Origin of the sequence: Paractinoplanes globisporus DSM 43857 (genome assembly GCF_000379645.1) — a bacterium.
Taxonomy (GTDB): Bacteria; Actinomycetota; Actinomycetes; order Mycobacteriales; family Micromonosporaceae; genus Actinoplanes; species Actinoplanes globisporus.
The window spans coordinates 38925-59155 of the sequence record NZ_KB903314.1 but is presented as its reverse complement, the minus strand read 5'-3'; the positions used below and the strand labels follow the sequence as shown (position 1 = coordinate 59155).

21 protein-coding genes are annotated in these 20231 nt (G+C 72.4%); 5 read left to right on the top strand and 16 right to left on the bottom strand.

The window, feature by feature from the left end; all coding sequences use genetic code 11:
• The first annotated feature begins 2 nt into the window (after positions 1-2).
• From A3CQ_RS0128260 to A3CQ_RS54350, 5 genes are read left to right on the top strand one after another with little or no spacing between them, the layout of a single operon-like run.
• The gene (locus tag A3CQ_RS0128260) at positions 3-293 is read left to right on the top strand and encodes a (2Fe-2S)-binding protein (RefSeq protein ID WP_020514314.1); all 291 of its coding nucleotides are present in this window, start codon (positions 3-5) and stop codon (positions 291-293) included.
• On the top strand, positions 290-1660 hold the full coding sequence (locus tag A3CQ_RS54355) for an NAD(P)/FAD-dependent oxidoreductase (RefSeq protein WP_020514313.1): 1371 nt from the start codon (positions 290-292) through the stop codon (positions 1658-1660). The genes A3CQ_RS0128260 and A3CQ_RS54355 overlap by 4 nt, the downstream gene beginning before the upstream one ends.
• Entirely contained in the window at positions 1657-2559 is a 903-nt protein-coding gene (locus A3CQ_RS0128250) for a dihydrodipicolinate synthase family protein (protein WP_020514312.1), read from the top strand. Before A3CQ_RS54355 ends, A3CQ_RS0128250 begins: the two co-directional genes overlap by 4 nt.
• A gap of 1 nt (position 2560) precedes the next feature.
• Positions 2561-3562: a proline racemase family protein gene (locus A3CQ_RS0128245; RefSeq protein ID WP_020514311.1), complete on the top strand. Its 1002-nt coding sequence runs from the start codon at positions 2561-2563 to the stop codon at positions 3560-3562.
• Between the two features lie 16 nt (positions 3563-3578).
• A complete protein-coding gene (locus tag A3CQ_RS54350) occupies positions 3579-5027 on the top strand; it encodes an aldehyde dehydrogenase (NADP(+)) (protein WP_020514310.1) in 1449 nt (482 codons plus the stop codon).
• Positions 5028-5193: 166 nt separating this feature from the next.
• Here the strand turns inward: A3CQ_RS54350 and A3CQ_RS0128230 are convergent, their stop codons facing one another.
• The 16 genes from A3CQ_RS0128230 to A3CQ_RS54330 all read right to left on the bottom strand — a co-directional run bounded on the left by A3CQ_RS0128230 (position 5194) and on the right by A3CQ_RS54330 (position 20231).
• Positions 5194-5628, bottom strand: a complete 435-nt coding sequence (locus A3CQ_RS0128230; protein WP_026206286.1) for a YdeI/OmpD-associated family protein — start codon at positions 5626-5628, stop codon at positions 5194-5196.
• A 37-nt stretch (positions 5629-5665) separates the two neighbouring features.
• Positions 5666-6598 (bottom strand): PDR/VanB family oxidoreductase, encoded by a 933-nt coding sequence (locus A3CQ_RS0128225; protein ID WP_020514307.1) that lies wholly within the window; start codon positions 6596-6598, stop codon positions 5666-5668.
• Positions 6595-7194 (bottom strand): 4-carboxy-4-hydroxy-2-oxoadipate aldolase/oxaloacetate decarboxylase, encoded by a 600-nt coding sequence (locus tag A3CQ_RS0128220; protein ID WP_020514306.1) that lies wholly within the window; start codon positions 7192-7194, stop codon positions 6595-6597. Before A3CQ_RS0128220 ends, A3CQ_RS0128225 begins: the two co-directional genes overlap by 4 nt.
• The gene (locus A3CQ_RS0128215) at positions 7191-7832 is read right to left on the bottom strand and encodes an RraA family protein (RefSeq protein WP_020514305.1); all 642 of its coding nucleotides are present in this window, start codon (positions 7830-7832) and stop codon (positions 7191-7193) included. The genes A3CQ_RS0128220 and A3CQ_RS0128215 overlap by 4 nt, the downstream gene beginning before the upstream one ends.
• Positions 7829-8482, bottom strand: coding sequence for an RraA family protein (locus A3CQ_RS0128210; protein WP_020514304.1), 654 nt, complete (start codon positions 8480-8482; stop codon positions 7829-7831). Before A3CQ_RS0128210 ends, A3CQ_RS0128215 begins: the two co-directional genes overlap by 4 nt.
• The gene (locus A3CQ_RS0128205) at positions 8479-9489 is read right to left on the bottom strand and encodes a DODA-type extradiol aromatic ring-opening family dioxygenase (RefSeq protein WP_020514303.1); all 1011 of its coding nucleotides are present in this window, start codon (positions 9487-9489) and stop codon (positions 8479-8481) included. The genes A3CQ_RS0128210 and A3CQ_RS0128205 overlap by 4 nt, the downstream gene beginning before the upstream one ends.
• 1 nt (position 9490) lies before the next feature.
• Positions 9491-10495 carry an amidohydrolase family protein gene (locus A3CQ_RS0128200; protein ID WP_020514302.1) on the bottom strand — a complete coding sequence of 335 codons (1005 nt, stop codon included), beginning with the start codon at positions 10493-10495 and terminating at the stop codon, positions 9491-9493.
• Between the two features lie 69 nt (positions 10496-10564).
• Positions 10565-11806: an ethanolamine ammonia-lyase reactivating factor EutA gene (locus A3CQ_RS54345; protein WP_020514301.1), complete on the bottom strand. Its 1242-nt coding sequence runs from the start codon at positions 11804-11806 to the stop codon at positions 10565-10567.
• Positions 11793-12473 carry a class II aldolase/adducin family protein gene (locus A3CQ_RS54340; protein WP_020514300.1) on the bottom strand — a complete coding sequence of 227 codons (681 nt, stop codon included), beginning with the start codon at positions 12471-12473 and terminating at the stop codon, positions 11793-11795. Before A3CQ_RS54340 ends, A3CQ_RS54345 begins: the two co-directional genes overlap by 14 nt.
• On the bottom strand, positions 12451-13599 hold the full coding sequence (locus tag A3CQ_RS54335; RefSeq protein WP_020514299.1) for a Rieske 2Fe-2S domain-containing protein: 1149 nt from the start codon (positions 13597-13599) through the stop codon (positions 12451-12453). Before A3CQ_RS54335 ends, A3CQ_RS54340 begins: the two co-directional genes overlap by 23 nt.
• Before the next feature lie 4 nt (positions 13600-13603).
• Positions 13604-13897, bottom strand: coding sequence for a hypothetical protein (locus A3CQ_RS0128180; protein WP_020514298.1), 294 nt, complete (start codon positions 13895-13897; stop codon positions 13604-13606).
• Entirely contained in the window at positions 13897-14949 is a 1053-nt protein-coding gene (locus tag A3CQ_RS0128175; RefSeq protein WP_020514297.1) for a cupin domain-containing protein, read from the bottom strand. The genes A3CQ_RS0128180 and A3CQ_RS0128175 overlap by 1 nt, the downstream gene beginning before the upstream one ends.
• Positions 14950-14958: 9 nt before the next feature.
• On the bottom strand, positions 14959-16089 hold the full coding sequence (locus A3CQ_RS0128170; RefSeq protein WP_020514296.1) for an ABC transporter substrate-binding protein: 1131 nt from the start codon (positions 16087-16089) through the stop codon (positions 14959-14961).
• Positions 16090-16091: 2 nt separating this feature from the next.
• Positions 16092-17855, bottom strand: coding sequence for an ABC transporter permease (locus tag A3CQ_RS0128165; RefSeq protein WP_169516318.1), 1764 nt, complete (start codon positions 17853-17855; stop codon positions 16092-16094).
• The gene (locus A3CQ_RS0128160; RefSeq protein ID WP_020514294.1) at positions 17852-18940 is read right to left on the bottom strand and encodes an ABC transporter ATP-binding protein; all 1089 of its coding nucleotides are present in this window, start codon (positions 18938-18940) and stop codon (positions 17852-17854) included. The genes A3CQ_RS0128165 and A3CQ_RS0128160 overlap by 4 nt, the downstream gene beginning before the upstream one ends.
• Before the next feature lie 55 nt (positions 18941-18995).
• Positions 18996-20231 (bottom strand): FAD-dependent oxidoreductase, encoded by a 1236-nt coding sequence (locus A3CQ_RS54330; protein ID WP_020514293.1) that lies wholly within the window; start codon positions 20229-20231, stop codon positions 18996-18998.

The window sequence follows — 20231 nt, the reverse complement described above, 5'->3', positions numbered from 1 at the left end:
ATGTGAACCCCGCTGACGACCCGGTGCGACCCGGCCCGGCCACCGCCATCGAGCTGGTCGTCGACGGCCGGGCGGTCCCCGGTCTGGCCGGGCAGACCGTCGCCGGTGTGCTGCTCGGCGCCGGCCGCCGCACCTGGCGCTCCTCCCGCAGCGGCCGGCCGCGCGGGGTCTTCTGCGGCATCGGCGTCTGCCACGACTGCCTGGTCGCCGTCAACGGCGTCGACGACGTGCGGGCCTGCCAGCGGCGCGCCGCCGACGGCGACGTGATCACCACGACGGACGAGCCACGATGATCGAGACCCCCGACGTGCTCGTGGTCGGCGCCGGTCCGGCCGGGCTCGCCGCCGCGGCCGCCGCCCGCCGGGCCGGGGCACAGGTCGTCCTGCTCGACGCCGCCGCCGACGCCGGCGGGCAGTACTGGCGGCACCTCCCGGCCGAGCGTCCCGCCGCCCGGGAGCGCATCCTGCACCACGGCTGGGACCGCTTCGCTCGCCTTCGCGGCCAGGAGCTTCTCGCCGATGCCCAGGTCTGGCTGGTCGAGCGCCACGACGACCGGCCGCCGACCGTCCACGCCCTGGTCGGCCCCGCCGACGGGACAGCGCGCGAGAAGCGGGTGTTCGCCCCGCGCGCGCTCGTGCTCGCCACCGGGGCGTACGAGAGAACGTTGCCCTTCCCCGGCTGGGACCTCCCCGGGGTCTTCACCGCCGGGGCCGCCCAGGCGCTGGCGAAGGCCGAGCGCGTCGCGGTCGGCCGGCGGGTCGTCGTGGCGGGCGCCGGCCCGTTCCTGCTGCCGGTCGCCGCGAGCCTGGTCCGCACCGGCGCCCGGGTGCTCGGCGTGCTGGAGGCCAACCCGTGGCCACGGCTGGCCCGGGCCTGGACGGCGCGCCCGGCCGAGTTGTTCGCCAGCCGGGGCAAGGCCGGCGAGCTCGCCGGGTACGTCCGCGACCTGATCCGCCACCGCATCCCCTACCGGGCTGCCACCGGCGTGGTCGCCGCGCACGGCGACGGCCGGGTCGAGGCGGTGACCGTCGCCCGCCTCGGCCCCGACTGGGCGCCCGGAACCGAGCGGCGGATCGCGGCCGACGCCGTCTGCGTCAGCCACGGCTTCGTCCCGCGCGCCGAGCTCGCCGTCGCTGCCGGGTGTCGGCTCGACCCGGACGGCAGCGTGCACACCGACGCGGAGGGCCGCACCAGCGTGCCGGGCGTCTTCGCGGCCGGCGAGATCACCGGCATCGGCGGCGCCGACCTGGCCCTCGCCGAGGGTTCGGTGGCCGGCACGGTGGCGGCCGGAGGGGCGGATCGCCGCGGCTTCACCGGCTTTCCCGCCCGGCTCGAGGCGGCCCACGGCATCCGCCCCGGCTGGACCGGGTGGCTCACCGACGACACCCTCGTCTGCCGCTGCGAGGACGTGACCGCCGGCGACCTGCGCGCCGCCGCCGAGGCCACCGGGTCGCGCGGCCTGCGCTCGCTCAAGCTCAGCACTCGCGCCGGGCTCGGCGCCTGTCAGGGCCGCGTCTGCGGCCGCACCGTCGAGGAACTGCTGAACCGCCACACCGGTGGCCTGCTCGACCCCGGCCGTACCGCGAACCGCCCCGTCGCGGCGCTCGTGCGCCTCGGCGAGCTGGCCGCACACCACGAGGACCACGAGGAGAACGCGTGACCACCGACCTGCGCGGCGTCATCGTCGCCACCGCCCTGCCCTACCGCGAGGACCCGTCGGCGCCGGCCGGGCTCGCGGTCGACTACGACAGGTACGCCGAGCACTGCGACTGGCTGATCAGCAACGGCTGCCACGGGGTCGGGCCGAACGGTTCGCTCGGCGAGTACTCCTCGCTGACCGACGAGGAGCGCCGCCGGGTGGTCCAGGTGGCGGTCGAGGCGGTCGGCGGCCGCGGCCTGGTCGTGGCCGGGGTGCACGGTCCCGGCTGGCATCAGGCCCGGCGCTGGGCCGAGCTGGCCGCCGAGGACGGTGCGAACGGCGTGCTCGCCCTGCCGCCGACCATGTACCGGGCCAGCGACAGCCAGGTGGTCGAGCACTACACCCGGATCGCCGAGGCCGGCCTGCCCATGATGATCTACAACAACCCGTACGACACGAAGGTCGACCTGGTCCCCTCGCTGGTCGCCGAGATCGCCCGGATTCCGCAGGTCGTCGCCGTCAAGGAGTTCAGCGGCGACGTACGGCGGCTGTTCGAGATCCGCGAGAAGTGCGACATCGACGTGATCGCCGGCGCCGACGACGTGCTGTTCGAGCTGATGGCTGACGGCGCGGTGGGCTGGTTCGCCGGCTTCCCCAACGTCTTCCCGGCCGAGTCGGTGCGCATCTACGACCTCATGCTCGCCGGCCAGGTCACCGAGGCCCGGGCCCTCTATGAGAAAGTCGTCGCGCTGTTCCGCTGGGACTCGCGCACCGAGTTCGTCCAGGCGATCAAGCTGAGCATGGACCTGGCCGGCCGGTACGGCGGTCCCTGCCGCCCGCCGCGCGGCCCCCTCACCCCTTCGCACCGAGCGCAGATCGAGGCCGAGACCAAGCAGGCCATCGCTGGTCTGGGGGCGTGACGTGCGCGCCGCCCGGATGTTCACCGCGGTCGACTCGCACACCGAAGGCATGCCGACCCGGGTCGTGACCGGCGGTGTCGGCACGATCCCCGGCGCCACCATGAACGAGCGGCGCCTGCACTTCATCGAGCACCTCGACGGCCTCCGCGAGTTGCTGATGAACGAGCCGCGCGGGCACTCGGCGATGAGCGGGGCGATCCTCCAGCCGCCGACGCGCCCGGACGCCGACCTCGGCGTGGTCTACATCGAGGTGTCGGGCTGCCTGCCGATGTGCGGCCACGGCACGATCGGGGTGGCGACCGTCCTGGTCGAGACCGGCATGGTGACGGTCACCGAGCCGGTCACCACCATCCGCCTGGACACCCCGGCCGGCCTGGTGATCGCGACCGTCGAGGTGCGCGACGGGCACGCCGACGCGGTCACGCTGGAGAACGTGCCGGCGTACTGCGACCGGCTGGACGCCCGGCTCGACGTGCCCGGTCTCGGCAGCGTCCCGTACAGCCTCGCCTTCGGGGGTAATTTTTACGCCATGGTCGACCTCGACGCGGTCGGGCTGCCGTTCGACCGGGCCCGCCAGCGCGACATCCTGGACGCCGGCCTCGCGATCATGCGGGCGATCAACGAGCAGGACCCGCCGAAGCATCCGGAGATCGACGGCGTCGACCACTGTCACCACGTCGAGTTCATCGCGCCGGGCTCGACCGCGCGGCACTCCCGGCACGCCATGGCGATTCATCCGGGCTGGTTCGACCGGTCGCCGTGCGGCACCGGCACCTCGGCCCGGATGGCCGAGCTGTGGGCCCGCGGCGAGCTGGCGCTCGGCGACGACTTCGTCAACGAGTCGTTCATCGGCAGCCGGTTCACCGGGCGGCTGATCCGCGAGACCGCCGTCGGCGCCACGCCCGCCGTCGTCCCCACGATCACCGGCCGCGCCTGGATCACCGGCATCGGGCAGTACCTGCTCGACCCGTCCGACCCGTACCCGACCGGTTTCGCCTTCTGATGTCGAGGTTTCGCTCATGACCGACAAAATTCTCGCCGCCGCGGCCTCCTCGGGCTTCGGCGCCGCGCCGCCGCGCGACCGGGCTCGGGCCCTGGTGGCCATGGCCGACGCACTCGCCGCCGCGGCTGACGAGCTGGTGCCGCTCGCCGAGTCCGAGACCGGCCTCGCCGAGGGGCGGCTGCGCGGCGAGATCAAGCGGACCACCGTGCAACTCCGGCTTTTCGCCGACGTCGCGGCCGCGGGCGAGTTTCTGGACGTACGCATCGACGACGCCGACCCGGACTTCGTCCTCGGCCCGCGGCCCGACCTGCGCCGCTACCGGGTGCCGCTCGGCCCGGTGCTGAACTTCGCGGCCAGCAACTTCCCGTTCGCCTTCTCGGTGGCCGGCGGGGACACCGCGTCCGCGCTGGCGGCCGGTTGCCCGGTGGTGGTCAAGGCCCATCCCGGCCACCCCCGGCTGTCCGAGCGCACGGCCGCCGTCGCGCGGGCGGCGATCGCCTCGACCGGGCTGCCCGCGGACGCGCTCGGCCTCATCCACGGCCAGGCGGAGGGTGTCGCGGCCCTGCGCGACGACCGGATCGCCGCGGCGACGTTCACCGGCTCGCAGGCCGGCGGCCGGGCACTGGCCCGGATCGCCGCGGAGCGTCCGCGGCCTATCCCGTTCTACGGCGAGCTGGGCAGCCTCAACCCCGTCGTGGTCACGCCCGGCGCGCTGGCCGAGCGGGCCGAACAGATCGCGGCGGGCTTCGCCGCCAGCGTCACCGCCTCGGCCGGCCAGCTCTGCACCAAGCCCGGCCTGCTCTTCACACCCGGCACGTTCGCCGGCCGCGCCGCCGGCGCCTTCGCCGCGGCCGGAACGCATCGGCTGCTCCACTCCGGCATCGCCGACGGGTACGCGCGGCGGCACGCCGAAGTGCTCGGCACCCCCGGCGTCGAGGTCGTCGTGGCGGGCGAACTCACCGGGCTCACCGCCTCCCCCACGCTGGTCGAGACCGACCTGGACACCCTCGCCCGGCATCGCGGCACGCTGCTCGAGGAGGCGTTCGGGCCACTGTCCATCGTGGTCCGCTACACCCCCGGCGAACCGCTCGCCGAGCACCTCGCCGACCTGATCGAGGGTTCGCTGGCCGCCGGACTGCACATCGGCGCCGGTGAGGACACGCCGTGGCTGCGCGACGTGATCACCACCCTGAACGACCGCGCCGGCCGCCTGCTGTTCGACGGCTGGCCCACCGGCGTCGCGGTCACTCCCGCGATGCAGCACGGCGGCCCGTGGCCCGCGACCACGAATCCGACCATCACCTCGGTCGGCACCGCGGCGATCGACCGCTTCCTGCGGCCGGTCACCTACCAGGACTGTCCGGCGACCCTGCTCCCGGCACCGCTGCGCGACGACAACCCATGGCAGGTGCCGCAGCGCCGCAGCCCAGCCGGCGAGTCCGCCCACTGGGGCGACCGTGCGTGACAAGCGGCCGACGCAGGGCGAACAGAGCCTGACCACCGCTCTCGGCGCCGCGCAGCCACTCGGTCGGATCGCGGTGCGCCCGGCGTCGACCGCGACGGTCGCGCCGGTCATGAAGCCGTCTCGGTCCGAGGCCAGGAAGGCGGCCGGTAGGCGATCGCGGACCTGATCAGCCTCGCAGGGCGGCGATGGCCTTTTCGATGCGCCGTTGCCGCGTCTCCGGTTTCTTGGCGCTCTCGACGGCGCGCACCTGCTCGCGCTGCTGGCTGGCGGTCAGCCGGTCGTACCCGGCGCGCGCGGCCGGATCGGCGTCGAGGGCCGCGGTGAAGTCCGCCGGCTCGACAGCGACCCGGGGCACGGTGTCGAGTTGGATCTCGACCTCGACCTCCTCGCCGATCGCCACACCCGCCGCCGTCCGGTTGGCATTGCTGAGGCCCAGGAGATGCCGGCCGCGCATGATGGCGACACGGCTCGTCCAGGTGTGCCCGTTCACCGTGATGGTCACCGGCGGGCGCGCGCCCCCGCCCAGCCCTTCCACCACCTCGGGCGGCACTTCCAGGCCGCGCATGGGTTCGGGCGGCTCGACGTACGTTCGGAATCTCATGACTGGTATGACGGTCCCGGACGGCGGAGTGTGACAGCTACAGGTCGAGGACCAGGCGAGGGGTCTGGGAACGGCCCACGCAGATCATCATGACGTCGTTGCGCGATTGCTCGTCCTCGGTCAGAACGGTGTCGCGGTGGACGGGGACGCCGTCGAGGACCTTGGTCTCGCAGGAGCCGCAGTAGCCCTCCGCGCACGAGTAGGCCACATCGGGGACCGCCTCGAGGATCACGTCCAGCAGAGTGCGCTGGGCCGGGACCGGGAGGATCACGCCGGTCTGCCGTAGCTCCACCTCGAAGGGCCGGTCGTCGGCCGAGGCGGCAACGGGGGTGGCGGACGCGGCGAAGCGTTCCAGGCGCAGCCGGCGGCCCGCGGCCGCGCAGACCTGGGTCAGGGCGTCGAGCATCGGAGCCGGGCCGCAGGCGTAGACGACGGTGTCCGGAGTCGTGGCGGCGACCATGTCGGCCAGCGGCAGCAGCCCCGACGTGTCCTGGGGGTGCAGGTGAACGTCGCCGGGTGGGAGGGCGTCGGTGAAGGCCATGGCGGTGGCGGTGCGGCCGCCGTACCAGAGGGTCCAGGGGGAAGAGGCGGCCCGCGCCATGGCGAGGATCGGCGTGATCCCGATGCCGCCGGCCACGAAGAGATAGCGCGGGGCCGCCGACAGCTCGAAATGGTTGCGCGGGCCGCGGACCTGGAGGATGCGGCCGGCCAGCGGGGTCTCGTGGACCTCGCGGGAGCCCCCGCGGCCGGCCTCCTCGCGGAGCACGGCGATCCGGTAGGAGGAGCGGTCTCCCGGATCGCCGCAGAGGGAGTACTGGCGCAGCTGGCCGCTGGGCAGACGCAGATCGATGTGGGCGCCCGGGGTCCACGCCGGCAGGGTGGCGCCGGTGGGGTCGGCCAGGCGGAGCGAGAGGACGCCGTCCGCCTCCCACGTCACCTGGGTCACTCGCAGCTGCCGGTCGTCGGTCATGGCCGGCCGAACCCGTAGATGTCCATGGTGGACTCGCCGGCCCGGATCCGGCGCAGATACTCGGTTTCGGCGTCGGCCCGGGCAACCGCGGCGGCGGTGATGCGGTCCAGTTCCGCGGCGGGCAGCGCGACGATGCCGTCGGCGTCGGCGACGATGGTGTCGCCGCGGTGGACGGTGACCGTGTCGAACGGGAGCGGGGCGCCGATCGGGCCGGTGCCGTTCTTGACGGTGCCGCGGATGGCGATGTGCGTGCTGAAGGTGGGGAACGGCAGGTCGCGCAGTTGGTCGACGTCGCGGACACCGCCGTCGATGACCAGGCCGAGCACGCCGCGGGCCAGGGCGGCCTCGGCCAGCACCTCGCCCCAGTAGCCGAAGGCCGCGGCCCGCCCGTCGACCACCAGGACGTCGCCCGGGCGGGCCTGTTCGAGCGCCAGGTGCAGGGCCAGGTTGTCGCCGGGCAGGGCGGCCACGGTCAGGGCGACACCGGCCACCGCCGCGCCGGGCCAGGCGGGCCGGATGCGGTGCGGAAGAATGCAGTCGAGCTTCGACGCCTCGTAGAGCGTGGCGGTGCCGAGCGAAAGCAGCCCGGCGGTCACGACGCGCTCCGCTGCAGGGCGTGGTAGCCGTGCCGGGCGCGGGCGGCGGCGAGGGTGCCGCCGGCGAGGATGTCGGCGACGATTCCGGCCTCGCGTTCGTGGATCTCGGCGCAGATGTCGAGCAGGTCGTCCTCGACGTCGGCCGGGATGGCGACCACGCCGTCCTCGTCGCCGACAAGCAGCTGGCCGGGGGCGATCTGGACGCCGCCGACGGTCACCGGGCGGCCGGTGTCGGAAACCTCGACACGGTCCTTGCCCGTACGCATGAACCGGCCCTTGCTGTAGATCGGGTAACCGGTGCCGATGGCCCGCGCGACGTCGCGGCAGACGCCGTCGATGACGGTGCCGGACACGCCGCGGTGGTGGGCCATCGCGGTCAGGATGTCGCCCCAGACCGTGCAGTCGGTACGCCCGCCGTTGTCGAGGACGACGACCTGGCCGGGCTCGACCTCGTCGAGGTAGTCGCCGACGGTTCCGGCCGGGTGTCCGGCGGTGACGTAGCGGACGGTGTAGGCGCGGCCGGACAGCCGGGCGCCGGGGAACAGGCCGGTCAGCCCGAGCAGCGATCCGGGCCGGCCGAGGCGGTCGAGGCCGTCGGAGAGGGTCGCCGTCGAGTAGGCCGCGAGGAGGTGGGTCATGGTTGCTCCAGGGTGGGGAACTGCGAGTCGTGCATCACCGCGGCGACCGGGCGGCCGGCCAGCACGTCGGCGGCCATCCGGGTCTCCCGGTCGGCGATGCGCTCGGCCAGGGCGACGACATCGAGCGCGTTTTCCGAAGGGATGAACGCGACCCCGTCGACGTCGGCGATGACGTAGTCGCCGGGGGTGACGGCCTGCCCGGCGACCGTGATCGGGGTGTCCATCGCGAGCTGGACGATGCGGCCGCGGGCGCTGATCGGCACCACCGCCCGGGCGTACACCGGGAAGTCGAGCTCCTCGGCCTCGCCGGCGTCACGGCAGGCGCCGTCGACGACGACACCGGCGAGGCCGCGGGCCCGGGCGGCACGGGAGAGGATGCCGCCCCAGCAGGAGACGTCGAGCCGGCCGTCGTTGGCGATGACCAGCACGTGGTCGCCGCCGGACTCGTCGACGGCGCGGGCCGCGATGTGGTCGAACGGCCCGGGCCCCTGGCGGGGGCCGGCCTGGACGGTGCGGACCAGACCGGCGACGACGCGACGGCTGGGCCAGACCGGGCGCGGGCCGAGGGCGACGCCGGCCAGGCCGAGGGTGTCGAGGGCGTCGGAGACGGCGCAGACGTCCAGCGCGCGCAGCCGCCCGATCACACTCATGCCGGCTCCCAGACCTGGAACGCCATCGCGCAGCCGGTGCCGGCCTCCGTGCGGTAGCAGGGCTCGTAGGCGAGCAGTCGTGGCCGCAGATCCGAAGAATGCAGGGCGCCGGCGACGACGATCCAGTTGCGCAGCTCGGAGGTGCCCGAGCGCATCAGGTCGTCCTCGATCCCCCGCAGGTGGTCCGCGTCCCGGGTGGCCAGCGCGCGCAGGAAGTCGCGGTCCAGTTCCTCGTCGATGACGAAGTGGCTGAGCCCGCCGGAGGCGATGATGCCGACGCGCAGGTCGCTCGGGAAGAAGCTCTCGATGGCCGCGCCGAGGGCGACGCCGAAATCGAAGCAGCGGGCGGCCGACGGCGGATTGGGCTGCCAGAACGTGTTGACGAACACCGGCACCGTCGGCAGCGTCTCGCCCCCGCCGAGCAGTTGCTGGAAGACGAAGCCCCAGCCGTGCGGGATGCCGTGGTCGCCGTGCCGTCCGGCCGGCAGGGCCAGCGAGGCGGCCGGGTCGAAGCCGGCGGCCGAGGTCTGCCGGATCAGGTGCAGGGCGAGCGGCTGGTGTCCACTGCGGACTGTCGATTCGGCCGGCACGTTGGCGACCTCGGCCACGGCCAGCCCCGGCGGCATCGCATCGAGGGATTCCGGCGAGAGCGGCTCGTGCCGCATGGTCTCGCCCCAGTAGACGGCGAACTGGGGCAGCAGCTCGTCGCCGTACACCTCCTTGTGGTCGCTGGACACCACGACCAGCGCGTCCAGTGCCGCGTCTTTCAATTGCGCGCCCAGCTCATCGATGGCCTGGCGGCAGGCAGCATGCCGCGCGGCGGGAGAAATCTCGGCGGCGAAGCCCGGCGACCGCAAGGCCAGCAATTCCGTGTACGTGTAATCGCCGCCCCGAAACGCCAGTGCGGCGTTCCGATGGTCGGCCGATGCCCGCAGTCCCCACTGGGAAGGCGGCGTGCTCAGCTGTGGCCCGTGCGAGGTGCCCGCGCCGAAGGCCAGGATCGCCACCTCAGGCGTCCAGCCGGAACAGCGACCGGGCGGTGCCCTCGAACAGCCGGGCCCGGTCGGCGTCGGTGAGCCAGTCGATGTCCCCGATCAGCAGGTGGATGTCGTCGATCCAGCGGCCGGTGCCGGGGTCGCGGACCGAGCCGGTGCCGGGCTTCTCGCTGCCGAACAGGCACCGGTCCACCCCGACCGTACGGATCAGCAGCTCGATGGCGTCGGCGGTGTAGAGGCAGGTGTCGAAGTAGAGCTGCCGCAGCTTCTCCTCGAACGTGGCGCCCTGCCGGACGGCCGAGGCGTAGAAACGGCCCTTCTGGTACGGGATCGCGCCGCCCCCGTGCGAGACGATCACCTTCAGCTCGGGGAAGTCGGCGAACACCTTCGACTGCAGGAGCCCGACCACGGCCAGGGTCTCCTCCTGCACGAAGTGCAGCGAGTAGCTCTCCCGGGCCGGTGGGCGGCACCCGGCCGAGTGCAGCAGCACCGGCACGTCCAGCTCGCAGAGCGCTTCCCAGACCGGGTACCAGAAGCGGTCGCCGAGGCCCGGGGGCTGGGCGGTTCCCTCGTACGGATCGGGGTTGAGCATCGCACCCACGAAGCCCAGCTCGGTCACGCAGCGGCGCAGTTCGGCGGTCCAGGCGGCCGGGTCGAGCTCCATGCTCTGCGGCAGCCCGGCGACGCCCCGGAACCGCGGCTCGACCTGGCAGGCGAGGTGGATCGCGTCGTTGGTCTCGGCGGTGAACCATTCGACGAGCTTGGCCGGCGACTCGCTGTGCATCATCTGGAACGGCCGAGGCGAGACCAGCTGGACGTCGATGCCGGCCTCGTCGAGGTGGGCCCGGTGCGAGACGCCGCCGAAACTCTTGTTCGGAGCGTCGAGCGCGGTGACGACCTGCTCCTTGTCGAGGCCCGCGCCGCCGCGGCCGTGGGCGCCGCGGTGCGAGAGCAGCCCCGCCTTGTAGGCGTACAGCTCCGCGGGGGCGCTGATGTGCCCGTGGACGTCGATGTACATCGGAATCCGGCCTCTCGTTGTGGTGATGTCAGGCTAGGCAGGGTGACTCGGTCAGCGGAACGTCTGAAATCAGTATTCCGCTGTGTGGAACAGTAGGGACTTCACGGTGACCGGCAGGACGGTCGAGCCGGTCAGCGGCGCGCCGATGTCGACCAGGTCGAGCTCGCGGGCCCGGATCCCGTCGACCGAGACCACCGGCCCGGCCCAGCCGATCTCCTCGCGCAGCAGCAGGCCGAGGGTGCGCCCGACATCGCCGTCCACCAGCAGGCAGATCAACACATCAAGACCACGGATTTCCCGTACGGCGGCAGCCAGGCCGGCCGCGGTCGCGCGCAGCCGGGCGTACGTCGGCGGCCCGTCCCAGCGCAGCGCGAGGGCCGCGTCCGGCTCGGCCCGTTTCAGCGCCGCCCGGACCGCCCGGTGGACGCCGGTCTCGTCGCCGATCGGGGCGCGGACCGGGCAGACCGGCAGGTTGCGCAGCGGCAGGACGGCGTCGGCGAGGACGGTGCTGCCGCTGACCCGGACGGTGTGCTGGGCGGCGCCGATGACGGTGGCGCGGATGCCGATCGGGGCGTCCGCGAGCGGCCCGGGCAGTTCCCGAGCACGGGAGAGCAGGGCAGCGCCCAGCAACCGGCCATGGTCGCCGAAATCGCGCGATTCGCGGCCGTAGATGTACTCCGCCACTCCCCCGGAGAATCGCACCTCGTCGAAACGGCCGAGCCGCCCCGCGGCCCGCAGCACCGGCCCGGGATCGGCGGTGTGCCGCGCACCGACCGGCACCCACTCGGTGGTGGTGACGACGCCGCTCTCGATGACCGCCAGCTTCGTCGTGGCCCCGCCCACGTCGATGTTCAGCACCCGGTTGCCCGCGGCCCGCGACGCGGCGACCGCCCCCGACCCGTACGCGGCCAGCCGGGCCTCCAGATGGTCGCCGGCCACCGCGCAGACAAACCCGCCGGCTCGGTGGGCGAATATCTCGGCCACCGTACGGGCGTTGGCCTTGCGGGCAGCGGCGCCGGTGACGATGACCGCTCCGGTGTCGATGTCCGACGTGGACAGTCCGGCCGCCGCGAGGGCGTCGTCGTAGGCGCCGTCGACGAAGGCGGCATCGATCAGCCCGCCCGGCCCGAACCGGGTCGCCGCCACTACCGACCGGGCCAGCACCGAACGTTCGGCGACGGTGTGCCGGGCCGTGAACCCGCTGCGGCGCAACACGATCCGGGCGAACACGAAGTGCGTGGTGGCCGAGCCGATGTCGGCGCCGGCGGTGGTGAGCACGATGTCGTCGGGGAGGCCGTCACTCGTTGGCATACTGCCGCCAGGCCGAGAGGTAGTGCTGCCGCCCGACATGCGGCGGCGGGTCGCCGAAGGTGGCCAGGTCCGCGTCGTCGAGCGGTGTCGGCGGGCCGAGCAGCCGGGCCCGGTAGTTCAGCTCGGCGATCTCGTTGACCTTGATCGCGTTGACCACGGCCTCCTCCAGATCGGTGCCGGCCGCGGTGATCCCGTGGCCGCGCATGATGACGGCGTCGGCGGGACCCATCACCGTCGCCAGGTCGGCGCCGAGGCTGTCGTCGGCAATGAGCACCGAACGCTCGTACCGCGGAATGCCCTTGCGCAGTAATCGCAGAGCCAGGGGGTCATAGGCGCCGGCCAGCGGCAGCAGGGGCACCCCGGTGACCGAGAACAGCACCGGGGTCAGCGGGTGGATGTGCACGACCGCGCCGATGTCGGGCCGGGCCCGATAGAGGGCGCGATGGATGAAGACCTCTTTCGGTACGCCCGAGTCGCCGTCCGCCCACACCACATCCTCGGCGGTGGCGTCCCGTAACCCCGACTCCCCGGCGCCCCGGGATTTGATGAGCACCCGGCCGTCCGGCTCGCGGACGCTGACGTGCCCGGCCGGCTCGCGGGTCAGCCCGAGCCGGCCGAGGATGCGGCACGCCAGCGCGACCCGCTCAGCCGCCGGCGTACTCGGCACGCGCCTGTCCCGTGGAGACCTCGAAGTTGACCATGGCGTTGGCCGGGTCGCGGATCAGGGCCATCGGGTCCTCGCCGTTCTGCACCTTGAGGATCTGCTCGCGCAGCAGCCGCCGGTACATGGCGATGCCCTTGTCCTCGGCGCCGAGGTTCTCCCGGGTCCGGTCGTAGATGTCGCCCTGGGTCTCCCAGGCCATCCGGTCCTGGCTGGAGAACGTGGTCATCGCGTGGTCGCCGTCGGCGTCGACCTCGCGGGCGATCCGTTCGACCACCGGCGGGGCGTCGACCGTCGAGCCGTCGCGGGTCGGCAGCAGCCCGGCCCGGAACAGCATCGTGCGGGTGTCGTCGACCGGGACCCGCCAGTGCAGCGCCTGGCGCGGGCCCTCGGGCAGCCGCAGGATGTTGGGGAACACTAGCGGGTGGCCGGTCTCCTCCTCGACGTCGTCGGTGCCGGCGTTGCGGTAGACCCGGCGCTTGATGATGCCCCACTCGAACAGCTCGAAGCCGTACTTCTCGATCGGGCGGTAGTAGTACTTGCCCTTGTCGATGCCCTTGAGGTGCATGGTGTGCCCGTGCAGCCAGAAGGTGTGCACGGTGTCGACCGCGTTCTCCATCGGCTGCAGCCAGTTGCACTGCAGGTCCTCCTCGACGTACAGGGTCAGCTGCCCGTCGGTGCGCTCGAGGACGTCCCAGCGCGGCAGCACCGGCGGCTCGCCCGGGCCGAGGTAGGCGAACAGCAACCCGCGATACTCCTGGACCGGATAGGCAGGGATGCGTACGCGTTCGCGGGCCCGCCGGTTGTCCTGCTCGAACGGCTGCTCCAGGCACTGGCCGTCCTGGTCGTAGAGCCAGCCGTGGTACGGGCAGCGGATCGCGCAACCCTCGACGAAGCCGTAGTACAGCGAGACCCGCCGGTGCGCGCACGCCTCCTGCACGAGCGCGTACCCGCCCTCGTCGGTGCGGTAGAGCACCAGGTCCTCGCCCAGCACCCGGATCCGCTTGGTGCGCTTGGACTCGGAGAAGTCGTCGGCGACGGCGATCGGGTGCCAGTACCGCCGCAGCAACTCGCCGGCGGGGGTGCCCGGGCCGACCTCGGTCAGAAACCTGTTCTGCTCGGCACTGAGCATGTCCTCACTGTCCTTTCAGGGCTAGGGCCTCGGCGAGCATCGCGCCCGCTTCCCGGCGTTCCTGATTTCCGGTGCACTGCCAGCGATCGGCGACCGACGCGAGCCAGGGAAAGGTCGGCTCGCCGTCCTCCAGCTCGCGTTCCATCTCCTCGAGGAGGTCCCAGACGCGGTCGGCGGCCGGGCCCCAATCGAGCGCCGACTGGCTGGCGTTCAGGAAGCTCCAGAAGTCGATGAGCAGGGTCTGCGGGTCGCCGGCGAGCCGGAACTCGTCGGCGAACCGCAGCGGCAGAGGGGCCATCAGCCGTACACCATCTGGCTCTTCGCCCCGTGGCGCGCCAGCTCCTCCTCGAACATCTTGCGGACGGCCGGGTCCTCGTCCTCGTACTCGATCTGGTCGCCGCCCTGGGTGGTCGGCTTGTCGATCTGGAAGTTGCGGAACACCGGGTATTTCTTGGAGCCCCAGCGCAGGGCCAGGTAGCGGGCCGGGGTGGTGCCGGTGTTGAAGTGCTGGTGGAACCAGCGCTCCGGCGGCACCACGATCGAGCCGGCCTTCCAGTGCACCTGCTGCATCGGGTCGCCCTCGGCCCACAGCAGCGAGAAGCCGACGCCGTCGACGACGATGACGTGCGCGCCGGCGGTGTGCCGGTGAGCCTTCTTGTACGTGCCGACCGGGAACTGGGAGATGTGCCCGCACATGCTGCTGTCGGCCAGCTCCAGCATGATGTTGGTGCTGCCGGCGCCGCGGGCCTCCCAGGCCTTGAGCTCCATGCCGGCCACGTCCGGGATGAAGTTCGTCTCCCAGACCCGCCGTTGGTAGGCGGTGCCGTCGCCGGCGAACGAGGACTGCGGCCCGAACCGGTCGGTGAAGTCGAAGTCGCAGTCGTAGATGAAGTCGCGGTTGTGGAACAGCCGCATCACCAGCGGGGCGCTGGTCACCGAGTAGAACCGGGCGGCCTCGGTGCCGCTGGTGTTGTGGTGCCGGCTGAAGGTGTTGAGCGGCACCGAGAACAGGCTCCCGGCGTGCCATTCGAACGAGGTGCGGTCGTCGCTGCCGTTCCACAGCTCGGTGGTGCCCCGGCCGGAGACGACGTAGACGAGTTCCTCGTAGAGGTGGCGTTCCGGCTCGGTCGACGAGGCCGGCGCCAGCTCGATGATGTGCGCGTCGTTGACGTCCTCGGCGCCTTCGAGCCGGGCGACGGCGGCCTTGCAGCCGCGGCGGGCCCAGTCGCCGAGCTCGACCGTGCGGAGGTCCTCGATGTACAGGCCCTCGACCACGCGGAGTCCCTCGTCGGCGAGCCACGTCTCGTACGCGGTGGGCCGCTGGATCGACGGGAGTTCAGGGTGCGACATGATGACCTCTCAGCCGATGACTGCTTTGACCTTCGTGGTGGCCTCGTTGCGGCCCTTGGAGAGGAAGTCCCAGGTGCCGGCGTCGAAGTACTTCACCGAGTGGTCCGGCACCTCCCACTTGGGGGTGTCCTCGGCCGGCTGCACGTCGGTGCGGGTGCTGATCGACCCGTACGCGTCGTTCCAGACCTTGTTGCCCTCGCTGCAGGCCAGCCAGGAGGCGAGCAGCTTGCCCGCGTTGGGGTGCGGCATCTTGTCGGCGATGGCCAGGTAGCCGAAGCCGCTGGTGATCTGCAGCAGGTCGGGCACGATCACCTTGATCGGCAGCCCGTCGGACATCGCGGTGTCGACGTCGGCCTGGCCGAACCCGATGCCGATCGGGTACTTGCCCTTGGCGACGTCGTCGACGCCCTGCCGGGAGTCGCTCGCGAACACCGGCTTCTGGTCGTGATAGAGCTTGGTGACGAAGTCCTCGCCGTACTCGGGCGAGGCCAGGAACATCCCGACGTTGTAGACGGCGCCGCCGGACTTGCGCGGGTCGATCATCAGGATCTTGCCGGTGTACTGCGGGTCGGCCAGGTCCTTCCAGGTCTTCGGCTCGGTCTTGACCAGGTTGGTGTTGATGACGAACGGCAGCGACACGTACTCGCTGATCTTCATGATGCTGCCGTCCGGGTCGATGAACGGCGTCTCGCCCTGCCGCCACTGGTCGGCGGTCTGCACCGAGGCCGGCAGCGCGTCCTTGAGCGAGCCGAGCCAGCCCGACGCCTTGTACGTGTTGGCCATCGTCTCGCCGCCGCCGACGAAGACGTCCTGCGAGTAGATGCCGGCCTGCCGCTCGGAGCGCAGCCGGGCGGCGTTGTCCGAGCCGCCGGTGCCGATGTAGTCGACGGTGATGCCGTACGCCTTCTGGAACGCGGCCGGCAGTTGGGCGCGGACGTTCTGGTCGGGCGGGCCGGACATGACGACCTTGCCCTCGGCCTTGGCCGCGGCGACGAGCGGGTCGGACGGGGAGATGCAGCCGGTGCCGGTGCCGGAGGCGGCCGGGGTGTCGTCGGTGGAGTCGTCGCCGCAGGCGGCCACCGACAGGGTCAACGCGGTCAGGGCGGCCAGCGCCCCGGCCTTCCAGGGGAGAGCTCTCATGACTATGCCTTCTTCCGATCAGCGGGGGGTGTGCGGCGGCGCAGGCGGCCGCCGGCGAGCGCCCGGGCGATGAGCGCGACAGATACGGTGAGGACGCTGATGACCACGCCGAGCGCGGATGCCTGCTCCAGCGCGCCGCTGGTCGAGTACTCCAGCAGCAGGATCGACAGGGGACGCGAGTTCTGGCTGCTGAGCAGCACGACGGTGCTGATGTCGCCGACGGCGGCGTGGAACGTGAGGATGCCGGCCGCGGCCACCGACGGGCCGAGCAGCGGGAGCATGATGTGCCGGTTGGCCCGCAGGAAACCGGCGCCGGCCAGCCGGGCGGCGGTCTCGTGGTCCGCGTTCACCTGCATGAGCGCGGCCTTGATCTGCTGGGTGCCGGTGGACATGTGGCTGATCACCACGGCGATGGTGAGGCCGAGGATGTTGCCGTAGAGCACGGTCCGCAGCGGGGTGGCCAGATAGAGCCAGAGCAGGCCGAGGCCGAGCAGGATTCCGGGGATCGCGGCCGGCAGCCAGGCCATCAGGTCGATGCCGCCGCGGGTGGTGAGCCGGCTGCGCACGATGGCGTAGCCGACGGCGAAGTACACGGCGACGCCGAGCACGGTGGCGATCAGCCCGATGAGCAGGCTGTTGCCGATCGCCGAGACGAACAGGTTGTCCTGGAACAGGGTGTGCCACTGCCGGGTGGTGAACGGCTGCTTGATGGTGAAGAACCCGAACCGGCGCATGAACGAGCCGGTGACGATCGCCGCGATCGGCAGCACCGTGGTGATGACGACGTAGCCCCAGACCAGGACGCCGGCCACCCAGCGGCCCTTGCGGCCCAGGCGCATCGGCTCGTCGTTGAACGAGTGCCCGGTGACCGTGACGTAGTTGCGCCGCCGGGTGGCCAGCCGCTGGCCGATGGCGACCAGGACCAGCACCGGGATGAAGACCGCGCCGAGGGCGGTGGCGATGCCGTACTGGGGCGGGGTGTCGTGGATCCACTCGTAGATCTGGGTGGAGTAGACGTTGATGCCGATCGGGGTGCCCAGCAGCAGCTCGATCTCGAACGCCTTGAGCGAGTAGATGAAGCTCAGCAGGGCCGCGCCCAGCAACGTCGGCAGCATGATCGGGACAGTGATCCGGGCCGCGGTACGCCACCGGGTCGCGCCGCTGAGCAGCGCCGCCTCCTCCAGGCCCGCGTTCATCCGGCGGAACCCGGGTATCAGCAGGATGGTCATGATCGGCACGGTGGTGGCGGTCAGATGCGACCAGATGATGCCCCAGTAGCTGTAGATGTTGAGCGGGCCCTGTCCGTCGCCGCCGTCCCCGAAGATCGGCCGCAGCACCTGGTTGACCACGCCGGTGGCCGGGTCGAGCAGCAGGATCCAGCCGAGCGTCATGGACAGCGACGGGATGAAGAAGGCGAACCAGAACGCGACCTCGACCACCTTGGCCCCGGGCAGGTCGGTGCGGGCGATCAGCCAGGACAGCACGGTCGCGATGACCAGGCCGATCAGCACCCGGGGCACGGCCAGCCGCACGGTGTTCCAGGCCGCGTCGCGCAGCGCCGGGTCGGCGAACGCGGTGCGCCAGTTGCCGAGGCCGTAGCTGGTGGGCTGGCCGGGGGCGGCCACGTTGAGGCTGTTGATCAGCAGCAGGGTGACCGGGACCAGGGTGATCGCGGCGACCACCGCCAGCACCAGCCACGACCGCCAGGAGAACCGCCTCCTTGTTCGAGGCGGCGCGATCTTCGGCCGTTCAAGGAGGGCGGTCACAGCGACCACACCGTGGCGCGCTGGGGGTCGACGGTCAGCGCGAGCCTGTCGCCGGCCTCGTACCGCTGGTGGCGGCCGCCGGTGACGACCGCGGTGCCGTCGGCGATCCGCAGCACGTACTCGATGCTGTCGCCGAGGTAGGCGGCCGATTCGACGGTGGCCCGCAGCTCGTTGGGGGCGGGCCGGGCGTCCGGGGCCGGGCGGATGTCGAGGTCCTCGGGACGGCAGCAGAGCGCGACCCGGTCGCCGTCGGCCAGGCCGGTGGCCGCGACCGCGACGTCGGCGTGGGTCTCGCCGAAGAAAACCCTGACCCCATCGGCCGTACGCGTGAGAGTGCCCTCGACCATGACGACCCGGCCCAGGAAGTCGCGGACGAACGGGGTGGCCGGCCGCTCGTACAGCTCGTCGGGGGCGCCGACCTGCTCGACCCGGCCGTGGTTCATCACCGCCACCCGGTCCGCGAGCGACAGCGCCTCGTCCTGGTCGTGGGTGACGAACAGCATCGTGGTGCCGAGCTCGCGGTTGAGCCGGCGGATCTCGTGCCGCATCTGGGTGCGCAGCTTGGCGTCGAGGTTCGACAGCGGCTCGTCGAGCAGCAGCAGGTCGGGCGTGTAGACCAGGGCCCGGGCCAGGGCGACCCGCTGCTGCTGGCCGCCCGACAGCATCGCCGCCGACCGTCCGGCGACCGCGCCGAGGCCGGTGACCTCGAGGATCTCGGCGGCCCGGCGCCGGCGCTCGGCCTTGCCCACCCCGCGCATCTTGAGCGGGAACTCGACGTTCTGGCCGACGGTCATGTGCGGCCAGACCGCGTACGACTGGAAGACCATCGCGATGTTGCGCTTCTCCGGGCGCATGGCCTTGCCGGTGCCGCCGTCGGCCAGGGTCCGGCCGGCCATCGTGATGGTGCCGGCGTCGACCCGCTCGAGGCCGGCGACCATCCGCAGCGTGGTGCTCTTGCCGCAGCCGCTCGGGCCGAGCAGGGCGAAGATCTGCCCCGGGGCCAGGTCGAGGTCGATGCCGTCGACCGCGGCCACGTCGCCGAAGCGCCGGGTCAACCCGCGGAGGGCCAGCTGCGGTGCGGCCACATCCCCATTTTGTGTGGTTTCTACGTAGGTAGGGGCGGATGCCATGGAATACCCCTCAACGGTCGTGGGCGGTGACGGGCGGGCTGACGGGCTCGCCGATGCCGTACCGGCGGACGCTCTCCAGCAGCGAGGCGCGGCGCATGTAGGCCCGGGCCCGGGCCGGGTCGGCGGCGATGGCGCGCATCTCGGCGTGGGCCTCGCGGCGGCGGGCCTCGTCGCGCTCCTTGAGGCGCTCGGTGTTGCGCTGCGTGTCGGCCTGCACGTACTCGACCGCGACCAGCCGCCGGACGGTGTCGAAGGCGTCGAGGTCGGCGTCCAGGACTTCGTCGGTCAACGACCGGATCAGACGGGTGGTGAGGTCCATCGCGTCGTGGATGCCGCTGTTCAGCCCGACGCCGCCGATCGGGCTGTTGACGTGGGCGGCGTCGCCGATCAGCGCGATCCGGCCGGCCCGGAAGCGGGCGGCTACGCGCTGGTGCACGTTGTAGAGCTGCGCGTCGAGGACCCGGTAGCCCTCCGGGTGAGCGGCGATGCGCTGCAGGCCGGCCTGGATCGCGCCCGGGGACATCGGCTCCTCGGCGCCGGGGGCGACCGGCCAGACCGCCCGCCACGACTCCGGCGTCCGCAGGATGAACAGCCACTCCTCCGGGTCGGCCACGTAGTTGACGTCGGCCAGATCGGGGATGAGCCCGCGCAGGTCGTCGGCGACGCTGGCGATCAGGAACCGCTCGGGGTAGGTGAAGCCCTCGAACCCGACCCCGAGCTCGCGCCGGACGGTCGAGCCGGCCCCGTCGGCGCCGATCACGAACGCCGCCCGCCAGGTCTCGGTGGCCCCGCCGGTCTCGACCGTCACCGCCACCTCGTCGCCCTGGTCGGTGACGCCCACGACCTCGGTGCCGAACGCGAACACCGCCTCCTCCGCCAGCCGCTCGTGCAGCATGCGCACCAGGTGCTGCTGGTTGAGCTGCAGCCGGTACGGGTACGGCGTCTCGTCACCCAGCACCGAGAAGTCGAAGGCGGCGACCAGCCCGTCGTGCCGGTCGCGGAACTGGTACTGCGGGACGACGAGCCCCTCGTCGTGCATCTGCCCGGTGACGCCGATCCGGTCGAGCAGTTCCAGCGTCGGCGCGTGGAACGTCGAGGCCCGCCAGTCGGTCCGCGGCTCGGGGTGGCGCTCGACGACGACCACGGGCACGCCGGCCCCGGTCAGCATCGCGGCGGCGGTCATCCCGACCGGCCCAGCGCCGACGATGACGACCGGCAGTCCGGCCGAGTACTTCGCAGTTCCCAT